Below are 19,371 nucleotides of genomic sequence, written 5' to 3'. Positions count from 1 at the left end.
CCCGGTGAACCTGGAGTTGAGCGAGGAGCAGGAGGCCGTACGCCGGCTCGCCCGCGCGTTCACCGAGCGCGAGATCGCGCCCTACGCCGCCGACTGGGACCGCGCCGAGAGCGTCGACCGGGCCATGGTGAAGAAGCTCGGCGCCATCGGCTTCCTCGGCCTGACCGTCCCCGAGGAGTACGGCGGCTCCGGCGGCGACCACCTCTCCTACGTCCTCGTCACCGAGGAACTCGGCCGCGGCGACTCCGCCGTGCGCGGCATCGTCTCCGTCTCCCTCGGCCTGGTCGCCAAGACCGTCGCCGCCTGGGGCACCGAGGAGCAGAAGCACGCCTGGCTGCCCCGGCTGTGCTCCGGCGACGCCCTCGGCTGCTTCGGCCTGACCGAACCCGGCACCGGCTCCGACGCAGGCAACCTGACCACCCGCGCCGTGCGCGACGGGGACGGGTATCTCATCAGCGGCAGCAAGATGTTCATCACCAACGGCACCTGGGCCGACGTGGCCCTCCTCTTCGCCCGCACCAACGACGAGCCCGGCCACCGGGGCGTCTCCGCCTTCCTCGTCCCCACCGACAGCCCCGGCCTGACCCGCCGCGAGATCCACGGCAAGCTCGGCCTGCGCGGCCAGGCCACCGCCGAACTCTCCCTCGACGGCGTCCGCGTACCCGCCTCCGCCATGCTCGGCCCGGAGGGCAAGGGCTTCTCCGTCGCCATGTCGGCCCTCGCGAAGGGCCGGATGTCGGTCGCCGCGGGATGCGTCGGCATCGCGCAGGCCGCGCTCGACGCTGCCGTCTCGTACGCCGCTGAGCGCGAGCAGTTCGGCAAGCCCATCGCCCACCACCAGCTGGTCCAGGAGCTGATCGCCGACATCTCGGTCGACGTGGACGCCGCCCGGCTGCTGACCTGGCGCGTCGCCGACCTCGTCGACCGCGGCCTGCCCTTCGCCACCGAGTCCTCCACCGCCAAGCTCTTCGCCTCCGAGGCGGCCGTGCGCGCCGCGAGCAACGCCCTCCAGGTGCACGGCGGCTACGGCTACATCGACGAGTACCCGGCCGGGAAGCTGCTGCGCGACGCCCGCGTCATGACCCTGTACGAGGGCACCAGCCAGATCCAGAAGCTGCTCATCGGCCGCGCCCGTACCGGGGTTTCCGCCTTCTGAGCCCCTGCGGGCGGCTTCCGCCCCCGCAGATGAGTACGTACGTGAGTATCCGCGCGGATGTGACCCCGGCCACTGCCGCCGGATGCTGGACCCATGAACGAGACACCGGTCAAGCAGCAGAACACGGGCGCGTACTACGGCCAGGCCGTCGCCTCCTTCGCCGTCGCCATCGCCGCGGTGGCGATCGGGATCTACCGGCTGGACGCGAACGGCTGGGTCCGCGCCTTCCTCGCCATCGCGGTCCTGTACCTCACCACCTCCGCCTTCACCCTCGCCAAGGTGATCCGCGACCGCCAAGAACGCTAAGCGCTTGCTCACCCTCCGGTAGGGTGTTCCTTCCTACACGGCGAAGAGGGTGAGCGAGCGATGGACAGCGCGGCGGAGACCGGCGGCTACCAGCCGTGGTCCGAGGTCACCCCCGACGCAGCGCGGCGGCTGCTCGTCGCCGCCGTCGAAGCCTTCGCGGAGCGCGGATACCACGCGACCACCACACGCGACATCGCCGGGCGGGCCGGCATGAGTCCGGCCGCGCTGTACATCCACTACAAGACCAAGGAAGAGCTGCTCCACCGGATCAGCAGGATCGGCCACGACAAGGCGCTGGAGATCCTGGAGACCGCCGCCTCCGGCACCGGCAGCGCGGCCGAGCGGCTCGACGCGGCCGTGCGGTCCTTCGTGGGGTGGCACGCGGCCCACCACACCACCGCGCGGGTCGTCCAGTACGAGCTCGACGCCCTCGCTCCGGAGCACCGCTCCGACATCGTGACGCTGCGCCGCCAGAGCGACGCCGCCGTGCGCCGCATCCTGGCCGACGGCGTGCGCACCGGGGAGTTCGACGTCCCGGACGTGCCCGGCACCACGCTCGCCGTGCTCTCGCTCTGCATCGACGTGGCCCGCTGGTTCAGCGTGGCCGGGCAGCGCACGCCCGACGAGGTCGGCGCGCTCTACGCCGACCTCGTGCTCCGCATGGTGGGCGCCCGCCCCGCGGGGCTCCAGGCGCCTCAGAAGTAGTAGCGGGACACCGACTCCGCCACGCACACCGGCTTGTCGGCGCCCTCGCACTCGACCGTGACGGTGGCCGCGACCTGCACTCCGCCGCCCGCCTCCGTCACCTCGGTGATCACCGCGGTGGCGCGCAGCCGCGAGCCGACCGGCACCGGCGCCGGGAAGCGCACCTTGTTCACGCCGTAGTTGATGCCCATCTTCATGCCCTCGACCCGCATGATCTGCGGCACCAGGCTGGGCAGCAGCGACAGGGTCAGATAGCCGTGCGCGATGGTGGAGCCGAAGGGTCCGGCGGCCGCCCGCTCGGGGTCCACGTGGATCCACTGGTGATCTCCGGTGGCGTCCGCGAAGAGGTCGATCCGCTTCTGGTCCACCTCCAGCCACCCGCTGGGACCCAGGGGCTCGCCGACCCCCGCACCGAGCTCCTCGGCGGACGTGAAGATCCTCGGCTCGACCATGCGTGTCTCCTTCTCCCGGACTTCCGGACTCCCGGACGAACAAGCGCTTGCTCAGCGCCTGCCCAGCATGGTGGGGCCACATGTATCTGTCAACGGACTCCGAGCCCTCCGACTACGCTCGGCCAGGTGCCGCAGATTCCCGAAAAAATCCACGAACTCACCGTCGGCCAGCTGTCCGCGCGCAGCGGCGTGGCCGTCTCCGCGCTCCACTTCTACGAGGCCAAGGGCCTGATCACCAGCCGCCGCACCTCCGGCAACCAGCGCCGCTACAGCCGCGACGCGCTGCGCCGGGTGGCCTTCGTACGCGCCGCGCAGCGCGTCGGCATCCCGCTCGCCAGCATCCGCGACGCCCTCGCCCAGCTGCCCGAGGAACGCACCCCCAACCGCGAGGACTGGGCCCGGCTCTCCGAGGCCTGGCGCGCCGAGCTCGACCAGCGGATCAAGCAACTCGGCCGGCTGCGCGACCACCTGACGGACTGCATCGGCTGCGGCTGCCTCTCGCTGGAGACCTGCGCCCTGTCCAACCCGGACGACGTCTTCGGCGAACGCCTCACCGGCTCCCGGCTGTAGCGGCCGACGCCGCGGCCAGCTCCGCGACGGCCGCCGCCACCAGCTCGGCATTCGACCGGGCCGCCCGCCCGTCCGGCAGGTGCAGTACGTCCCCTACGCCGATCCGCGCGCCCGCGCCGCACCGCGCGGCCAGCCGCAGCACCGGCCAGGCGGCGGCCTCCCGCCCGGACAGCAGCACCGGCACCGGCGGCAGCCAGCGCAACCCCGCCACCAGCGCCGGATCGGCAGCCGCCGGCTCCGCCACCAGCCGCACCCGCCCATGGTCCGGAGCCGGCCAGGCCAGGAACCGCTCCAGCGGCCGCACCCCGGCCGGGCCGGCGTCCCCGCCCAGCGGAACCACCGCGTCCACCGCCACCCCCCGGGCCAGCAGGGCCTGCGCCAGTTCCTCCGCCCCGGGGTCCGCGAAGCGCACCGTCGCCCGGTCGGGCAGTACCGCCCAGGACCGCACCCGCTCCAGCCGCCCCGCCGGATCCGGCTCGGCCCCGACCCCCGCCGGGACGACGACCGGTACGCCGATCCCCGCGTCCCCCAGCGCCTCCAGCAGCGGCCCCACCACCCGGGGCGACAGGCTCTCCCGCCCGCACGGCGTCCTCGGGTGCACCAGCACCTCCCCGGCTCCGGCCGCGACCGCCCCCAGCGCGGCCTCCACCAGATCCTCCGGGGACACCGGCACGGCGGCCCCCTCCCCGGCGCCCCGTGAGCCGTTGAGCGAGACCTGGAGCACGGGCCGCACCGCACCCCGCCTCATGCCGCGCCCGCCGAAGGGGCCACGGCCAGCGCGTCGGCCAGCGCCGGTCTGGGCACCACGATTCCGCAGCCCCCGCACAGCGGCCCGTCCCACGCCCACGCCCCGGCGGCCCACCGCCCGTGCCCCGCGCCCGGCGGCGGCCAGCGCAGCTCGCGCTCCCCGCACACCGGGCACGCCGTCCCCGGCTCCGACTCCAGCGCCCGCACCAGCCGCCGCAGCACCTCGCCCAGCGTCCCGTCCGGCCGCACCCCCGGATCGGCGCAGCGCACCACCGCGTCCCCGCTGCCGCCCCACGCCCACTCGGGCCGACGCAGCCCGTCGTGCTTCTCGCGCCTGCGCCGCGCCGCGAACTGGCGCTCGTACTCCAGCCAGACGGCCCGCGCCTCCTCCAGCTCCTCCAGCGCCGCGACCAGCCGCAGCGGATCGGCCCCCCGGTCCTCGGGGGCGATCCCGTGCCGGTCGCACAGGTGCCACCAGGTCGCCCGGTGCCCGTACGGAGCGAACCGCTCCAGGCAGCGGCGCAGCGAGTGGCGCCGCAGGGCACGGTCGTTCTGCGCATCACGCACCTGGTAGGCCAGACTCCGGAAACCCGCCATCACACCTTCACCTCCGCCACGCCCACGCCCGCACCGAGGCGTCGTACTCAATCGAACGACGCCACACGCTCCGACGTGCCCAACATGCCCGGCGAGATGTGGGCGCATGCGGGGGCGGTCGAGGCGTGCGGGTGGCACATGGCCGGAAGTCAACGCCCCATGCGCCCCGCGGCAACCACCACCCGGGCCAGTTCCTCGTGGCAGATGTCGCTGTGCGCCCCCGAGGGAGCGCCGCCGCGGCGGACCACGGAGCCCGCGTCCACGCTGACGCAACCGCTCCCGGGCAGCCCGGCGCGCAGCACCTCGGCGAGGGCCAGCCGCGGCGCGCCCGGCACCGCCTGCACTCCGTCGTGCCCGATCGCGCCCCACCGCTCGTCGAAGCCGAACAGACCGGCCGAATCCCGCGCCATCCGGGAGGCCAGCGGATAGAACACCTTCAGCGAGGTGTCGTACGAGGAATGGCAGGCCACGACCGGGCCGTCCACCCGCCGCTGGAGGCCGCGCAGGGCGCCGCCCCGGCCCTTGTCGTGCGGGAGCCGGTCGGCGAAGGCGTAGTGGGAGAAGGCCCCTTGGAGCAGGGTCAGGGACTTCACCTGCCGGGCCCCGTCCGGCACCGCGCGCAGGGAGAACGAGACCACCCGGGCGCCGAAGCTGTGGCCGATCAGGTGGACCCGCAGGCTCGGGCGGCGCCCGGCGAGCTCCGTCAGCACCGGGCCGAGCCCGCGTTCGCCGACGATCCCGGCCCGCTTCTTCATCTCGTAGTACGTGGCCTGCCGCAGCACCTCTTTCGCGCCGCTCCACAGGGCGCGCAGCCCGCCGACGGCGGAGAATCCCGGGTCCCCGGCGGGCCCGCCGCCGGCCTCGGCCAGCGCCTCGGTGAAGGCGCGGAACACGGCCAGGACGTCCTCGGCGAACATCGCGGGCACCCCGCCTGCCCCACCAGCCGCGCCGGTGGCGCCGGAGACTCCGGAGACGGCCCCGGCGGTGTCCGCCGCGTCCACCCCCGCCAGTTCCCGTACCAGGGCCCCGAACTCGATGAGTGCCGCTTCCGACTCGGGCCGGTCCTCCAGCATTTCGGCCACCCGGTCCAGCTCGGCCTCCCGCTCCGGCCAGAACGCGCCGAGGGCCTGCCGGGTTGCGGGGTCCAGCGCCGTCCCGTACCCCGGTTCCGCGAGGGCTGCGCGCGCGTCGAAGTCCGGTATCGGCTCGTCCGAGAACCGGATCGAGGGCCAGACGACCCCCACGTATCCCAGCCGCACCCCCGGCCCCACCAGCCCCGGGAAGGGGGCGAAGAACCGGTCGAAGAGCCGGGTGGCGGTGGAGCGGTCGCTGTTCCAGCCGTGCGCGAAGACCACCAGGTCGGTGGCCTCGATCCTGGCCACCGCCTCCCGCCCGCCCCGGTCCACGTCCCCGTCGGCGTCGAACGTCAGCTCCTCGTAGGGCCCGACCCCGATCCCGCCGGCCCCACCGATGTCCGCCATGACGTCCCCCTCCGCGCGGTGCCTCCGGTGCAGTCAGCATCCCGCTGCCGCGCCCGCCCGGCCAGCCCCGCGACGCGACCGCGTCACCGGTAGAGGAGGTACTCCTCGCGGACCGCCGCGAACCGCTCCAGCCCCGCCGCCCAGTCGCCCGCGATCTCCTCCACCCCGGCCCCGGCGTCCACCAGCGTGCGCACCCGGTCCGAGCCGGTCAGCCGGTCGATCCAGTGGTCCGTGCGCCAGGCGAAGCCGCTCCAGCTCCGCCGCGCGGTGACCAGCAGCCCGATCCCCGCCCGCACCGGATCGAACGCCGCCCGGTCGTGCACGATCAGCCGGACCCCGCCGCACTGCTTCCCGCTGTGCTTCGAGAACGTCGGCGTGAAGTACGCCTCCCGGAACCACACCCCGGGCAGCTCCAGCGCGTTCGCCGCCTCCGCCCAGCGCCGGTCGAGGCCCTCCGCGCCCAGCACCTCGAAGGGCGTGGTCGTACCCCGGCCCTCGGACAGGTTCGTCCCCTCGAACAGGCAGGTCCCGGCGTACGCGAGCGCCGTGTCCGGCGTCGGCATGTTCGGGCTCGGCGGCACCCACGGAAGTCCGGTGGCGCCGAAGAGGAGGTCCCGCCGCCAGCCGGTCATCCGTACGGTCCGCAGCGCGACCGGGTTCCCGGCCAGGAACTCACCGTTGAAGAGCAGCGCCAGCTCCGCCGCCGTCATCCCGTGCGCGAGCGCGATCGGCTCCCGGCCCACGAAGCTCGCGTACGGCCGCTCCAGCACCGGCCCCGCCGCCCGTCGGCCGCCGACCGGGTTGGGCCGGTCCAGGACCACCACCGCCTTGCCGGCCAGCGCGGCCGCGCGCATGCAGTCGTACAGGGTCCAGATGTAGGTGTAGAAGCGCGCCCCGACGTCCTGGATGTCGAAGACGACCGTGTCGATCCCGGCCGCCGTGAACACGTCCGCGAGCTTCTGCCCGCTCTTGTCGTACGTGTCGTACACCGGCAGGCCGGTCGCCGGATCGCGCCCGGCGCCCTCCGAACCGCCCGCCTGGGCCGTCCCTCGGAACCCGTGCTCCGGGCCGAACACCGCGACCAGGTCCACCCGTTCGTCCGCGTGCAGTACGTCGACCAGGTGCCGGGCGTCGGCCGTGATCCCGGTGGGGTTGGTGACCACCCCGACCTTCTGCCCGGCCAGTGCCTCGTACCCGGCCGCGGCGAGGGCCTCGAACCCGGTCCGCACCCGGCCGTCCCGGGGGCCCGCCGTCGGGGCCGAGGCCGAGGCCGCGGATGTGGCCGCGGCCGTCGCCGCAGCCGTCGGGGTTCCCGCGCCCGCGGCCCCGACCACCCCCAGGGCGCCGGTGGTTCCCGCCAGCCCCAGCAACCCGCGTCGCGACAGAGTCATCCCGCCACGCTAGAGGTCCGACCCCTTCCGCCATGACATACCGACTGGTTAGTCTGCCCGGGAATCCGGCAGCCGCCCCCGAAAGGTGATCCCCGTGAGCGCGTACCAGGACCAGCGAGTCGTCGTCACCGGAGCGGGCGGCGGCATCGGCGCCGCCCTCGCAGAGCGGTTCGCCGCCGAGGGGGCCACCGTCGTGGTCAACGACCTCGACGCGGCCAAGGCGGCCTCCGTCGCGGGCGGGATCGGAGCCCGCGCGATCGCCGTCCCCGGTGACGCCTCGGCGATCGTCGAGGAGGCCCGCGAGGCCCTCGGCGGGCGGGTGGACGTCTACTGCGCCAATGCCGGACTCGCCTCGGGCGGCGACGCGTTCGCCGACGAGGCCGTGTGGGAGGCGGCCTGGGACGTCAACGTCATGGCTCACGTCCGCGCCGCCCGCGCACTGCTGCCGGACTGGCTGGAGCGGGGGAGCGGCCGTTTCGTGTCCACCGTCTCCGCCGCCGGGCTGCTGACCATGATCGGGGCCGCCCCGTACAGTGTCACCAAGCACGGTGCCCTCGCCTTCGCGGAATGGCTCTCGCTGACCTACCGCCACCGGGGTGTCCAGGTCCACGCGATCTGCCCGCAGGGGGTGCGCACCGACATGCTGACCGCCGCGGGCTCGGCGGGCGACCTCGTCCTGGCGCCGACCGCGATCGAGCCGGAAGCGGTCGCGGACGCGCTGTTCGACGGCATGGAGAAGGGCCGGTTCTTGATCCTCCCGCACCCCGAGGTCGCGGACTTCTACGCCGCCCGTGCCACCGACCCGGACCGCTGGCTGAGCGGCATGAACCGGCTCCAGCGCACCTGGGAGACCCCGTGACGCCGCAGACCCGCGCGGCGGGGACGGCTGTGGAGCCCTGGTCGGCCGCTGAGCCCGGGGCAGCCGTCGAGCCCGGGGCAGCCGTCGAGCCCGGGGCAGCCGTAGAGCCCGGGACAGCCGTGGAGCCTGAGGCGGTCGTGGAGACCGGAGCGGCCGCGGAGTCCGGGGCAGCCGCGGAGTCCGCGGCGGTCGCGGAGACCGGCGAGACGAGCACGGCCTTGGTGCCGCACGCGGCCGCGGAGCCCGGGCCGGCAGCGGCGTTCGGGCCGGCCGCGCAGACCGGGGCAGCGCCCCGGCCCGCCGCCCGCGCGGAGTCCCGGTACACGGCGAAGCCCTGGCTCGGGCGGCTCAGCCCGGCCCAGCGGGCGCCCGTCGCGCCTCCGCCCAGCGTGCTGCACGCCTTCCGCGCGTCCGCCGCCCGGGCCCCCGAACGCACCGCCCTGGCCTACTTCGACGGCCGGATCGGCTACGCCGAGGCCGACGCGCTCTCCGACTCCGTCGCCGGACACCTCGCCGCACAGGGCGTCGGCCGGGGCGACCGGGTCGCCGTCATGCTCCAGAACACCCCGCACTTCGCCCTCGCCGTCCTGGCCGCCTGGAAGGCCGGGGCGGTGGTCGTCCCGCTCAACCCGATGTACAAGGCCGCCGAGGTCGGCCACATCCTGCGCGACTCCGGGGCCGCCGCGCTGGTCTGCGAGGACCGCGCCTGGGCCGCGTACCTGCGCGAGGCCGCGTACGGCGCCGGCGTGCGGACCGCGCTGACCGCCTCGGACCTGGACTTCCAGACCCGCAACGACATACGGGTCCTCACGCTCGCCGGGCCGGGCCGGCCGTCCGACGCCGCCGACCTCGCCACCGTGGCCCGCCGCGGCCACCCGGCCCCGCCGGACCCGGGCCTCACCGCCGCCGACACCGCCCTCATCAGCTACACCTCCGGGACCTCCGGCACCCCCAAGGGCGCCATGAACCCGCACGGCGCGCTCACCCACAACGCCCTGCGCCAGGTCACCGGGCACCCGATCCCCGAGGGCGCGCGCTACTTCGCCCTCGCCCCGCTCTTCCACATCACCGGCATGGTCTGCGAGCTCGCCGCCTGCTTCGTCAACGCCGGCACCCTCGTCCTGGCCCACCGCTTCGACGCGGGCGTCGTCCTCGACGCCTTCGTCGACCACCGCCCCGACTACGCCGTCGGCCCGGCCACCGCCTTCATGGCCCTCGCCGCCCACCCGGGCGTCACCCCGGAGCACTTCTCCTCGTTCCGGGTGCTCTCCTCGGGCGGCGCCCCGCTCCCGCCCGCGCTCGTCGAGCGGCTGCGCGCCTCCTTCGGCTTCTACCTGCGCAACGGATACGGCCTCACCGAGTCCACCGCCGCCTGCGCCACCGTGCCCGCGCACCGCGAGGCCCCCGTCGACCCGTCCTCCGGCACCCTGTCCGTCGGCGTCCCCGGCGCCGACACCGTCGTGCGCGTCCTCGACGAGCACGGCGCCGAGCTGCCCTTCGGCGAGACCGGCGAGATCGCCGTCCGCGGCCCGCAGGTCGTGCCCGGCTACTGGGGCCTGCCGGCCGAGACCGCGCAGACCTTCCCGGACGGCGAACTGCGCACCGGGGACGTCGGGTTCATGGACGCCGACGGCTGGCTGTACGTCGTCGACCGCAAGAAGGACATGATCAACGCGTCCGGCTTCAAGGTCTGGCCGCGCGAGGTCGAGGACGTCCTCTACACCCACCCCGCCGTCCGCGAGGCGGCCGTCGTCGGCGTCCCGGACCCGTACCGCGGCGAGACCGTGAAGGCCTACGTGAGCCTGCGCCCTGGGGCCTCAGCCGAGCCGGCGGAACTGTCCGCGTACTGCGCCGCGCGCATCGCCGCGTACAAATACCCGCGCCAGGTGGAGATCCTGCCTGTCCTGCCGAAGACGACCAGTGGCAAGATCCTGCGACGGGAACTGCGCGAGCGCGGCTGAAAACAGCCGGAAGCTCGCGCCGCGCCGTACAGGCGAGGGATCAGACAAAGGAAGGTGAGCGCCATGGCCGCCAGGACCACCACGGAGACCGAAGGCACGCACGAGGCCCCGGTACCGCAGCGGCTGCTCGCCGTCGCCACCAGGCTGTTCGCCGAGCGCGGCTACGACCGCACCTCCGTACAGGAGATCGTCGAGGCGGCCGGGGTGACGAAGGGCGCGCTGTACCACTACTTCGGGTCCAAGGACGATCTGCTGCACGAGGTGTACGCGCGGATGCTGCGGCTCCAGCAGCAGCGGCTGGACGCGGTGGCCGATTCCGACGCCCCCGTGGAGGAGCGGCTGCGCGCCGCGGCCGCCGACGTGGTCGTGACCACCATCGAGAACCTCGACGACGCGGCGATCTTCTTCCGCTCGATGCACCAGCTGAGCCCGGAGAAGTTCAAGCAGGTGCGGGCGGAGCGCCGGCGCTACCACGAGCGCTTCCGCGCGCTGGTCGAGGAAGGCCAGCGGGCCGGGGTGTTCTCCACGGCCACGCCGGCCGACCTGGTGGTGGACTACCACTTCGGCTCCGTCCACCACCTCTCCACCTGGTACCGCGCGGACGGCCCCCTCACCCCGAGGGAGGTCGCCGATCACCTCGCAGACCTCCTGCTCCGCGCGCTGCGCCCGTAGCGGGCCCCGGGCTGCCCCGGGACCCGCTACGGGCTCCTACGCTCCCCGCGCTCCTACGGAGTGACCTTCAGGAGCTTGTTCACCGTGCCTGCCGACGGGTTGGTCACCGCGCCCGAGGTCGCCGCCCCCGTCAGGGCCGAGGCGGCCTCGGCCGGGGTCGCGGACGGGTGCCCGGCCAGGTAGAGCGCCGCGGCGCCCGCCACGTGCGGGGTGGCCATGGAGGTGCCGGAGATCGTCTTGGTACCGGTGTCGCTGTCGTTCCAGTCGGACGTGATGTCCGAGCCCGGCGCGTACAGGTCCACCACCGAGCCGAAGTTGGAGAACGGCGACTGCGCGTCGTCGATGGTGCTCGACGCCACGGTGATCGCCTCCGGTACCCGGGCCGGGGAGCCCTGCCCGGCGTCGCTCGCGTCGTTGCCCGCCGCGACGGCGAAGGTGACGCCCGAGGCGATGGCCCGGCGCACCGCCTCGTCGAGCGCCTCGTCCGCGCCGCCGCCCAGGCTCATGTTGGCCACCGAGGGACCCGAGTGGTGCTGGGTGACCCAGTCGATGCCCGCGACGACCTGCTCCGTGGTGCCCGAGCCGTTGTCGTCCAGCACCCGCACCGCGACCAGCTTCGCCTTCTTCGCGACGCCGTGCCCGGTCCCCGCGATGGTGCCGGCCACGTGCGTACCGTGGCCGTTGCCGTCGTCGGCGCTGTCGTCGTTGTCCACCGCGTCGAACCCGGACGTCGCGCGGCCGCCGAAGTCCTTGTGGGTCGTGCGTATGCCGGTGTCGATGACGTACGCGGTGACCCCCTCGCCGGCGCTGTCCGGGTAGCCGTACTTCTTGTCGCCCGCCGTGGCGGTCTGGTCGATCCGGTCCAGCCCCCACGAAGGCGGGTTGTCCTGGTTGGCGTTGATGCTGAACTTCTTGTTCTGCACGACCTTGCCGACGGCCGGGTCCGCCGCGAGCCGCTTGGCCTCGGTCTCGCTCAGCCCTGAGGCCGAGAAGCCGTTGACCCCGGAGGAGTAGGTGCGCTGCAGCTCACCGCCGTACTTGCTGGCGAGCTTTTCCTTGTTCGCGGATGCGTCGAGGATGACGACGTAACTACCGCTGATCGCGCCGGGTGCGCCCAGTCCGTACACCGTGCCCTCGGCCGGTGTCGCCGCTCCCGCCAAGGGGGTGGCGATGAAGGCCACGGCGGCCGCGGCGGCGGCACCCGTGCCGACCGCCGCGTACCGAAAACCGCGGGAGCGCTTGTGAGTTGCCATCTGGAGAGTTCTCCTCGTGTGACGTGTGGGGCGTCAAACTTTCTGGAGAACCCTGTTCCGATTGACAGGCGCAAATCAAGAACGTACCGGCGGTTCGGGGTTGTTCAACAAGGTTTCTTAAAAGGCCCCCCGCATCCCCTTCACCGCGCACACCTGTTCGCCCGAACTCCCGCACGATTCCTTCACGTTCACGGACGGGGCGCGTACTTCTTCAGCTCCCGGTGGGCCAGCGACCGCTGGTGCACCTCGTCCGGGCCGTCGGCCAGCCGCAACGTCCTTGCCGCCGCCCACAGTTCGGCCAGCGGGAAGTCCTGGCTCACCCCGCCCGCGCCGTGCAGCTGCACCGCCTGGTCCAGGATCCCGACCACCGCGCGCGGCGTCGCGATCTTGATGGCCTGGATCTCGGTGTGCGCGCCCCGGTTGCCGACCGTGTCCATCAGCCAGGCCGTCTTCAGCACCAGCAGCCGCAACTGCTCCACCGTGACCCGGGCGTCCGCGATCCAGTTCTGCACGACGCCCTGCGCGGCCAGCTCCTTGCCGAAGGCGGTACGTCCGATCGCGCGCCGGCACATCAGCTCGATCGCCCGCTCCGCCATGCCGATCAGCCGCATGCAGTGGTGGATCCGGCCCGGTCCGAGCCGCGCCTGGGCGATCGCGAAACCGGTCCCCTCCTCGCCGATCAGGTTCGCCGCCGGGACCCGGACCCCGTCGAAGACCACCTCGGCGTGGCCGCCGTGGTCGTGGTCCTCGAACCCGTAGACGGTCATCGCCCGGCGCACCTCGACGCCCGGGGTGTCGCGCGGGACCAGGATCATCGACTGCTGGCGGCGCGGATCGGCGCCCTCCGGGTCGGTCTTGCCCATCACGATGAAGATCTTGCAGTCCGGGTTCATGGCCCCGGAGATGAACCACTTGCGGCCGGTGACCACGTACTCGTCACCGCTCGCCGAACGCTCGATGCGGGTCTCGATGTTCGTCGCATCCGAGGAGGCCACGTCCGGCTCGGTCATCGCGAAGGCGGACCGGATCTCCCCGGCCAGCAGCGGCTCCAGCCACTGCTTCTTCTGCTCCTCGTCGCCGAACTGCGCGAGCAGCTCCATGTTCCCGGTGTCCGGGGCGGCGCAGTTCGTCGCCGTCGGCGCCAGGTGCGGGCTGCGGCCGGTGATCTCGGCGAGCGGGGCGTACTGGAGGTTGGTCAGCCCGGCGCCGTGCTCGGCGTCGGGCAGGAAGAGGTTCCACAGGCCCTGACGGCGCGCCTCGGCCTTCAGTTCACCGAAGACGGCCGGGGTGTCCCAGGGCGAGGCCAGCCGCGCGCGCTGCTCGGCGGCGACGGGTTCCGCCGGGTACACGTACTCGTCCATGAACGCGAGGAGCCGCTCACGGAGTTCCTCGGTCCGGGCGTCGAATGCGAAGTCCATGGGTGTGTCAGCCTTCCTGGCCGTTCTGGAACGTACGGGGGGCCTGGAGGGTGGTCAGGCCGTGCTCGATGAAGACCGGGACCAGTTCGCCGATCCGGTCGAAGCCCGCGCCCACCGTCTGCCCGAGCGTGTAGCGGTAGTGGATGCCTTCGAGGATCACCGCGAGCTTGAACCAGGCGAAGGCCGTGTACCAGGCGATCGCCCCGGTGTCCCGTCCCGAGCGGGCGGCGTAGCGCTCGATCAACTCGGCCGGCGCCGGGTGGCCCGGCGCCGCGCTCGTCGTGCTGACCGGGGAGTCGGTCAGCCCCAGGTCCGAGCTGTACATCACCAGCAGCCCGAGGTCCGTCAGCGGATCGCCGAGCGTGGACATCTCCCAGTCCAGCACCGCCCGGATCGTGTCGTCCGGTCCGCCGATCAGCACGTTGTCGAGCCGGAAGTCCCCGTGCACCACCGTGGGGGCGGGGGAGTGCGGCAGGGCCCGGCCGAGCGCGCCGTGCAGCTCGTCGATCCCGGCCAGCTCCCGGCCCCGCGAGGCCGCCAGCTGCTTGCCCCAGCGCCGCAGCTGCCGGTCGAGGAATCCCTCGGGCCGGCCGAAGTCGCCCAGACCCACCGCCTCCGGATCCACCGCGTGCAGCTCGACCAGGGTGTCCACCAGGCCCAGCACCGCCCGCCGGGTCCGCTCCGGGCCGATGGCGGCGAGCTCGCCGGCCGTCCGGTACGGCACCCCGGCCACGTACTCCATGACGTAGAACGGCGCACCGAGCACCGTCTCGTCCTCGCATAGCAGCAAGGGCTGCGGCACCGGTACGGCCGTGCCGTGCAGCGCCGCGATGACCCGGTGCTCGCGCCGCATGTCGTGCGCGGTGGCCAGGACGTGGCCGAGCGGCGGGCGCCGCACCACCCAGCGGGAGCTGCCGTCGGTGATCTCGTACGTGAGGTTCGAGCGGCCGCCCTCGATCAGCCGGCCGCTCAGCGCCCCGGCGACGAGTCCCGGCAGCGCGGCGTCGAGATGGCCGCGCAGCCGCTCCAGATCGAGACCGCGTGGGTCGGCCGGGCCGGGGGCTGGAGCTGAGGTCATGGTGCGCGCCTCCGTACGGAGTTGACGACGACGAAACGAACGAGAGCCATCATGCCGACCAGTCGGTATGCCGTCCAGAGGGAGCGGCCGACGAGTCCGGCCCGGACCGGCCGGGCGCGGGGCCCGGCCGGATCCGGCTCGAGGGCCGGGCCCCATCCGGCTCGGGGCCCGCCCCGGTCAGGCGTGGCAGAGGATCGGCGTCCCGCCGTTCATCACCGTCATGTCCCGCAGCACCGCCAGGATGTCCAGCGGCGCCCCCTCCGGCTCCCCGGCCAGCTCCGCGTACGCCCGGTGTACGTTCGCCACCAGCCGCTCGCTCTCCCGCCAGGCCGCGAACTCGCCGAGGTCCGCCTGCCGGGCCACCTCCAGCGGGGTCAGGCCCTTCGCCCGGCCCTCCCCGGCCAGCTCGGCCACGTACCGCAGGTAGCGCTCGGTGGAGTCGTAGGCCGAGGGGTCGGTCAGCGGCCCGTGCCCCGGTACGACGGTCTCCGCGCCCAGCGAGCGCAGCAGCTCCAGCGCCCGCAGCGACCCGGCCAGCGAGCCCATCGCCAGGAACGGCGTCCCCCCGGCGAAGACCAGGTCGCCGGTGAACACGGTGCGCTGCCGCGGCAGCCAGACGAGGGAGTCCCCGGTGGTGTGCGCGACGCCCGGGTGGATGACCCGTACCTCGGTGTCGCCCACGTAGAGGGTCGTCCGGTCGCTGTACGTGAGGTCGGGCGCGGTGATCTCTATGGCCCCGAAGTCGGTGGCCGGCCAGATCATCTCCAGCTGGTGTCCGGCCGCGAGCTGCTCGGCCCGCGCGTTGTCGTGCCCGAGGATCAGTGCGTCGGGGGCGAACACGCCGTTGCCGTAGGTGTGGTCTCCGTGGTGGTGGGTGTTGACCACCATGCGCGGCAGCGGCGCCCCGGCCGCCACCACCGCGTCGCGCAGCGCCAGCGCCCGCCGCTCGGTGGCGGCGGTGTCGATGAGCAGCGTGCGGCCGCCGTCACTGACCCAGCCGGCGTTGTTGAGGCACCAGCCGCCGTCCGGCTGGACGTAGGCGTGGACCCCGGCGGCGGGCTGGACGACGTAGGGCTCGTCGACGGTCATGTGCGCTCTCCCCGGCTCGCTGTGACAGGCAGTCGGCATCCTGCCAGCCGTCACGGCGCCGGGGGAGAGCAGGGGGTGGGGACCCTGGTGCCGTGACCGCACTAGTGGTCGTCGTAGTGGCCGTCGTGCTCGGCGTGGCGGTGGCCGTCGTGGACGTAGTCCACGTGGTCCCCGTGCGGGACCGCCTCGTGCCCGCAGCCCGGGCGGTGGGCGTGGTCGTGGTCGGCGTGGGCCGTGTGGCCCGAGGGCTCGCACTCGTCCCAGTGCCCGGAGTGCTCGCGGTGCAGGTGGCCGTCGTGCGCGTAGTCGACGTGGTCGCCGTGTTCGACCTCCGTGTGGCCACAGCCGGGGCCGTGCGTGTGCTCGTGCGTGGGGTGTTCGTGGTGCAAGGTCGTCATGCGGCCGAGGCTAGTGCGAATCATCCGGGATCGCCCGTTCTGTCCCCCAGTGGCGTGGGGACGCGCGACAAGGCGGACCATCACATCAGCGGCTCAGAGGATCACCGCCACCGCGAACGCCGCCAGCGCCACCGTGCACGCCACCACCGCCAGCGACGTGCGCGGCGCCAGTGCCGGCGGCCGGTCCGCCGCCAGCTCCCGGATCCGCCGGTGCGCCGCCCACAGGAACGCCACCCACACCAGCGCGATCACCGCCGCCCCGCCCACCTCCGTCGGCGAGCCGGAGCCGCGCAGGGCCGCCCGCAGGGCCAGCACCGCCACCACCGAGCACGCCAGCGTCGTACGCCGCCACGCGAGCCGGGTCCGCTCCGGCTGGAGCCCGGCGTCGCGCGCCACCGCGCCGGAGCCGCCGCCGGAAGGGCTCACCGCTCACCGCCCCGTCGTCCAGCCGAGCAGCACGACCACCACCATCGCCACCGCGACCAGTCCCACCCCCAGGCTCAGCACCACCGGGAACCGCGACAGCGGCAGGTCCTCGGCCCGCCGCATCGCCCGCTCGCACCGCACCCAGTGGTTCACCGCCCGCAGTGCACACGCCGCGCCCACCAGGAGCAGCGCGAGCGCCATCCCGACCCGCACCCCCCAGCGCAGGTCCGGCAGGAACTGGTCCACCGCGAAACCACCGCCCACCAGCGCCAGCGCCGTCCGGATCCAGGCCAGGAAGGTGCGCTCGTTGGCGAGCGAGAACCGGTAGTCGGGAGTCTCGCCCTCGTCCCTCAGCCGCTGCGGCGCGAACCACAGCCGGACATCCTTGGCGAATTCGATCACCCGGCCAATCTACTGGCGGGGCTCCCGGTACGCGCGCAGCCGCCGGTAGGCCTCCAGCCCGTCCGGCACCCAGGGCCACACCCCGTCGGCCACCCGCGCCGCCAGCTCCTCCTCCGTGAGCCAGGCGTGCCACGCCACCTCCGACGCCTGCGGCGACACCGGCAGCTCGCACCGCACCTCGTGCACGTACGACCACCAGGCCCCGCCCGGCCCCTCGTACAGGAACTTGAACAGCGGCTCCGGCTGCCCCAGGCCCGTCACCCCCAGCTCCTCCTCGGCCTCGCGCAGCGCGGCGCCCGCGTAGTCCTCCCCGGCGCCCAGCACCCCGCCCACGAACATGTCGTAGGCCGAGGGGAACACCAGCTTCGACGCGGTCCGCCGGTGCACGAAGATCCGCCCCTCGGGGTTCCTGGCCAGCACGAACACGCACCGGTGGAGCAGCCCGCGGGCGTACACCTCCCCGCGCGGCGCCCGCCCCGTCACCCGGTCGTCCCGGTCCACCACGTCCAGTACTTCATCAGCGGCACTCACGGCGATCATCCAACCACGCGGCCATCCGGCCACCACTGTTGACTGGTTACCGCTCCGTAGCCAAGGATCTGCCCCACCACAGCGACCGGAGGACGGGTGCCCATGCAGTACGACGCAGACGTGATCGTGATCGGGGCCGGGCTGGCCGGCCTCGTGGCCACCGCCGAGCTCGTCGACGCGGGCCGCAAGGTCATCCTGCTCGACCAGGAACCCGAGCAGTCCATCGGCGGCCAGGCGCACTGGTCCTTCGGCGGTCTCTTCTTCGTCGACTCGCCCGAACAGCGCCGGATGCGGATCAAGGACAGCCGCGAACTCGCCCTCCAGGACTGGTCCGGAACCGCCGGCTTCGACCGCGAGGAGGACGCCTGGCCGCGCCGCTGGGCCGAGGCGTACGTGGACTTCGCGGCCGGCGAGAAGCGGCCGTGGCTGCACGCCCGGGGCGTCCGCTTCTTCCCCGTCGTCGGCTGGGCGGAGCGCGGCGGCTACGACGCCAACGGCCACGGGAACTCCGTCCCCCGCTTCCACATCACCTGGGGCACCGGCCCCGGCCTGGTCGAGCCCTTCGAACGCCGGGTCCGCGCCGGGGTGGCCCGCGGCCTCGTCCAGCTCCGGTTCCGCCACCGGGTCACGGGCCTCGGGCGCACCGCGGGCGCCCTGGACACCGTGACGGGCGAGATCCTGGCGCCCTCGGACGCCGTACGGGGCACCGCGAGCGGCCGCGAGAGCACCGGGGAGTTCTCCCTGCGGGCCCAGGCGGTGATCGTCACCAGCGGCGGCATCGGCGGCAACCACGACCTCGTGCGCAAACAGTGGCCCGCCCGCCTGGGCACCCCGCCGGACCGGCTGCTCTCCGGGGTCCCGGCGCACGTGGACGGCCTGATGCTGGGCATCGCGGAGGAGGCGGGCGCCAGCCACATCAACAAGGACCGGATGTGGCACTACACCGAGGGCATCGGCAACTGGAACCCGATCTGGGACAAGCACGGCATCCGCATCCTGCCCGGCCCGTCCTCCCTCTGGCTGGACGCCACCGGCAAGCGGCTGCCCGTACCGCTCTTCCCGGGGTTCGACACCCTCGGCACCCTCGACCACATCATGAAGACCGGCCACGACCACACCTGGTTCGTGCTCAACCAGCGCGTCATCGGCAAGGAGTTCGGCCTCTCGGGCTCCGAGCAGAACCCGGACCTGACCGGGAAGTCCGTCCGCGGCGTCGTCGACCGCGCGCGGCAGGCGGTGCCCGGGCCGGTCAAGGCGTTCATGGACCACGGCGCGGACTTCGTCGTCGAGCGGGACCTGGCCGCGCTGGTGCGCGGCATGAACGCGGTGACCGGGGCGGACCTCCTCGACGAGGCCACCGTTCGGGGCGAGATCGTGGCCCGGGACCGGGAGATCGCCAACCCCTTCACCAAGGACCTCCAGGTGACGGCCATCCACGGCGCCCGCAAGTACCTGGGCGACCGGCTGATCCGCACCGCCGCGCCGCACCGGATCCTGGACCCGAAGGCGGGCCCGCTGATCGCCGTCCGGCTCTCGATCCTGACCCGCAAGTCCCTGGGCGGCCTGGAGACCGACCTCTCCTCCCGTGTCCTGACCGGGTCCGGCGCCCCCCTGCCCGGCCTGTACGCGGCGGGCGAGGCGGCCGGCTTCGGCGGCGGCGGCGTCCACGGCTACCGCGCACTGGAGGGCACCTTCCTCGGCGGCTGCATCTTCTCCGGCCGCGCCGCCGGCCGCGCGGCCGCCGCGGCGGTCTCCTGACCCCGGGGCGGGGTCGCGGCGGTCGTCCGGCCGCTGCGGCCCCGCCGCGCCCCGGTCAGGGGACCGCGCCCCGGTCAGGGGACCGCGCCCCGGTCAGGGGACCGCGCCCCGGTCAGGGGAC

20 protein-coding genes and 1 pseudogene are annotated in these 19,371 nt (G+C 73.8%); 8 read left to right on the top strand and 13 right to left on the bottom strand.

Annotated features, from left to right (window positions below):
* Positions 1-4 precede the first annotated feature (4 nt).
* From OG982_RS04885 to OG982_RS04875, 3 genes and pseudogenes are all read left to right on the top strand, one after another.
* Complete coding sequence (locus OG982_RS04885; protein WP_266947973.1) at positions 5-1,156, top strand: acyl-CoA dehydrogenase family protein; 1,152 nt, start codon at positions 5-7, stop codon at positions 1,154-1,156.
* A gap of 93 nt (positions 1,157-1,249) precedes the next feature.
* Positions 1,250-1,456: pseudogene (locus tag OG982_RS04880) on the top strand (YiaA/YiaB family inner membrane protein); the annotation flags it as partial.
* A 66-nt stretch (positions 1,457-1,522) separates the two neighbouring features.
* A complete protein-coding gene (locus tag OG982_RS04875) occupies positions 1,523-2,167 on the top strand; it encodes a TetR/AcrR family transcriptional regulator (RefSeq protein ID WP_266789405.1) in 645 nt (214 codons plus the stop codon).
* Here the strand turns inward: OG982_RS04875 and OG982_RS04870 are convergent.
* The gene (locus tag OG982_RS04870; protein ID WP_266789407.1) at positions 2,158-2,619 is read right to left on the bottom strand and encodes a MaoC family dehydratase; all 462 of its coding nucleotides are present in this window, start codon (positions 2,617-2,619) and stop codon (positions 2,158-2,160) included. The genes OG982_RS04875 and OG982_RS04870 overlap by 10 nt on opposite strands.
* 126 nt (positions 2,620-2,745) lie before the next feature.
* Between OG982_RS04870 and soxR the strand changes: the two genes are divergently transcribed.
* Entirely contained in the window at positions 2,746-3,189 is a 444-nt protein-coding gene (gene soxR, locus OG982_RS04865; protein ID WP_266789409.1) for a redox-sensitive transcriptional activator SoxR, read from the top strand.
* Here soxR and OG982_RS04860 read toward each other — a convergent pair.
* From OG982_RS04860 to OG982_RS04845, 4 genes are all read right to left on the bottom strand, one after another.
* The gene (locus OG982_RS04860; protein ID WP_323139228.1) at positions 3,170-3,922 is read right to left on the bottom strand and encodes a 3-keto-5-aminohexanoate cleavage protein; all 753 of its coding nucleotides are present in this window, start codon (positions 3,920-3,922) and stop codon (positions 3,170-3,172) included. The genes soxR and OG982_RS04860 overlap by 20 nt on opposite strands.
* 11 nt (positions 3,923-3,933) lie before the next feature.
* The gene (locus OG982_RS04855) at positions 3,934-4,533 is read right to left on the bottom strand and encodes a hypothetical protein (RefSeq protein ID WP_266789411.1); all 600 of its coding nucleotides are present in this window, start codon (positions 4,531-4,533) and stop codon (positions 3,934-3,936) included.
* 149 nt (positions 4,534-4,682) lie between these two features.
* The gene (locus OG982_RS04850) at positions 4,683-6,014 is read right to left on the bottom strand and encodes a serine-threonine protein kinase (protein WP_266947971.1); all 1,332 of its coding nucleotides are present in this window, start codon (positions 6,012-6,014) and stop codon (positions 4,683-4,685) included.
* A gap of 83 nt (positions 6,015-6,097) precedes the next feature.
* Positions 6,098-7,405 carry a DUF1343 domain-containing protein gene (locus tag OG982_RS04845; RefSeq protein ID WP_266789414.1) on the bottom strand — a complete coding sequence of 436 codons (1,308 nt, stop codon included), beginning with the start codon at positions 7,403-7,405 and terminating at the stop codon, positions 6,098-6,100.
* Between the two features lie 85 nt (positions 7,406-7,490).
* Between OG982_RS04845 and OG982_RS04840 the strand changes: the two genes are divergently transcribed.
* The 3 genes from OG982_RS04840 (at position 7,491) to OG982_RS04830 (ending at position 10,897) form a co-directional block, all read left to right on the top strand.
* Positions 7,491-8,264, top strand: a complete 774-nt coding sequence (locus OG982_RS04840; protein ID WP_266789416.1) for an SDR family oxidoreductase — start codon at positions 7,491-7,493, stop codon at positions 8,262-8,264.
* The gene (locus OG982_RS04835; RefSeq protein WP_266947970.1) at positions 8,261-10,225 is read left to right on the top strand and encodes a class I adenylate-forming enzyme family protein; all 1,965 of its coding nucleotides are present in this window, start codon (positions 8,261-8,263) and stop codon (positions 10,223-10,225) included. The genes OG982_RS04840 and OG982_RS04835 overlap by 4 nt, the downstream gene beginning before the upstream one ends.
* Positions 10,226-10,288: 63 nt before the next feature.
* Positions 10,289-10,897, top strand: coding sequence for a TetR/AcrR family transcriptional regulator (locus OG982_RS04830; protein ID WP_266789420.1), 609 nt, complete (start codon positions 10,289-10,291; stop codon positions 10,895-10,897).
* A gap of 53 nt (positions 10,898-10,950) precedes the next feature.
* On the opposite strand, the gene OG982_RS04825 is transcribed toward OG982_RS04830, so the two are convergent.
* The 8 genes from OG982_RS04825 to OG982_RS04785 all read right to left on the bottom strand — a co-directional run bounded on the left by OG982_RS04825 (position 10,951) and on the right by OG982_RS04785 (position 17,492).
* Positions 10,951-12,150 carry a S8 family serine peptidase gene (locus OG982_RS04825; RefSeq protein WP_323139227.1) on the bottom strand — a complete coding sequence of 400 codons (1,200 nt, stop codon included), beginning with the start codon at positions 12,148-12,150 and terminating at the stop codon, positions 10,951-10,953.
* 188 nt (positions 12,151-12,338) lie between these two features.
* Positions 12,339-13,568, bottom strand: coding sequence for an acyl-CoA dehydrogenase family protein (locus tag OG982_RS04815; protein WP_266789421.1), 1,230 nt, complete (start codon positions 13,566-13,568; stop codon positions 12,339-12,341).
* 7 nt (positions 13,569-13,575) lie between these two features.
* Complete coding sequence (locus tag OG982_RS04810; RefSeq protein WP_266947969.1) at positions 13,576-14,646, bottom strand: phosphotransferase family protein; 1,071 nt, start codon at positions 14,644-14,646, stop codon at positions 13,576-13,578.
* 177 nt (positions 14,647-14,823) lie between these two features.
* Positions 14,824-15,735: an MBL fold metallo-hydrolase gene (locus OG982_RS04805; protein WP_266789425.1), complete on the bottom strand. Its 912-nt coding sequence runs from the start codon at positions 15,733-15,735 to the stop codon at positions 14,824-14,826.
* A gap of 101 nt (positions 15,736-15,836) precedes the next feature.
* The gene (locus tag OG982_RS04800; RefSeq protein ID WP_266789426.1) at positions 15,837-16,133 is read right to left on the bottom strand and encodes a hypothetical protein; all 297 of its coding nucleotides are present in this window, start codon (positions 16,131-16,133) and stop codon (positions 15,837-15,839) included.
* Positions 16,134-16,226: 93 nt separating this feature from the next.
* Positions 16,227-16,559: a DUF202 domain-containing protein gene (locus OG982_RS04795; RefSeq protein WP_266789428.1), complete on the bottom strand. Its 333-nt coding sequence runs from the start codon at positions 16,557-16,559 to the stop codon at positions 16,227-16,229.
* A 3-nt stretch (positions 16,560-16,562) separates the two neighbouring features.
* Positions 16,563-16,961: a YidH family protein gene (locus OG982_RS04790; RefSeq protein ID WP_266789429.1), complete on the bottom strand. Its 399-nt coding sequence runs from the start codon at positions 16,959-16,961 to the stop codon at positions 16,563-16,565.
* A 9-nt stretch (positions 16,962-16,970) separates the two neighbouring features.
* Entirely contained in the window at positions 16,971-17,492 is a 522-nt protein-coding gene (locus OG982_RS04785; protein WP_266789431.1) for an NUDIX hydrolase, read from the bottom strand.
* Between the two features lie 102 nt (positions 17,493-17,594).
* On the opposite strand from OG982_RS04785, the gene OG982_RS04780 reads away from it, so the two are divergent.
* A complete protein-coding gene (locus tag OG982_RS04780) occupies positions 17,595-19,250 on the top strand; it encodes an FAD-binding dehydrogenase (RefSeq protein WP_266789433.1) in 1,656 nt (551 codons plus the stop codon).
* The last annotated feature ends 121 nt before the right edge of the window (positions 19,251-19,371 follow it).

The organism is Streptomyces sp. NBC_01551 (genome assembly GCF_026339935.1).
Lineage (GTDB): Bacteria > Actinomycetota > Actinomycetes > Streptomycetales > Streptomycetaceae > Streptomyces.
Note: the sequence above shows the minus strand (reverse complement) of the source record. Positions and strands in the feature narration are given on the sequence as shown.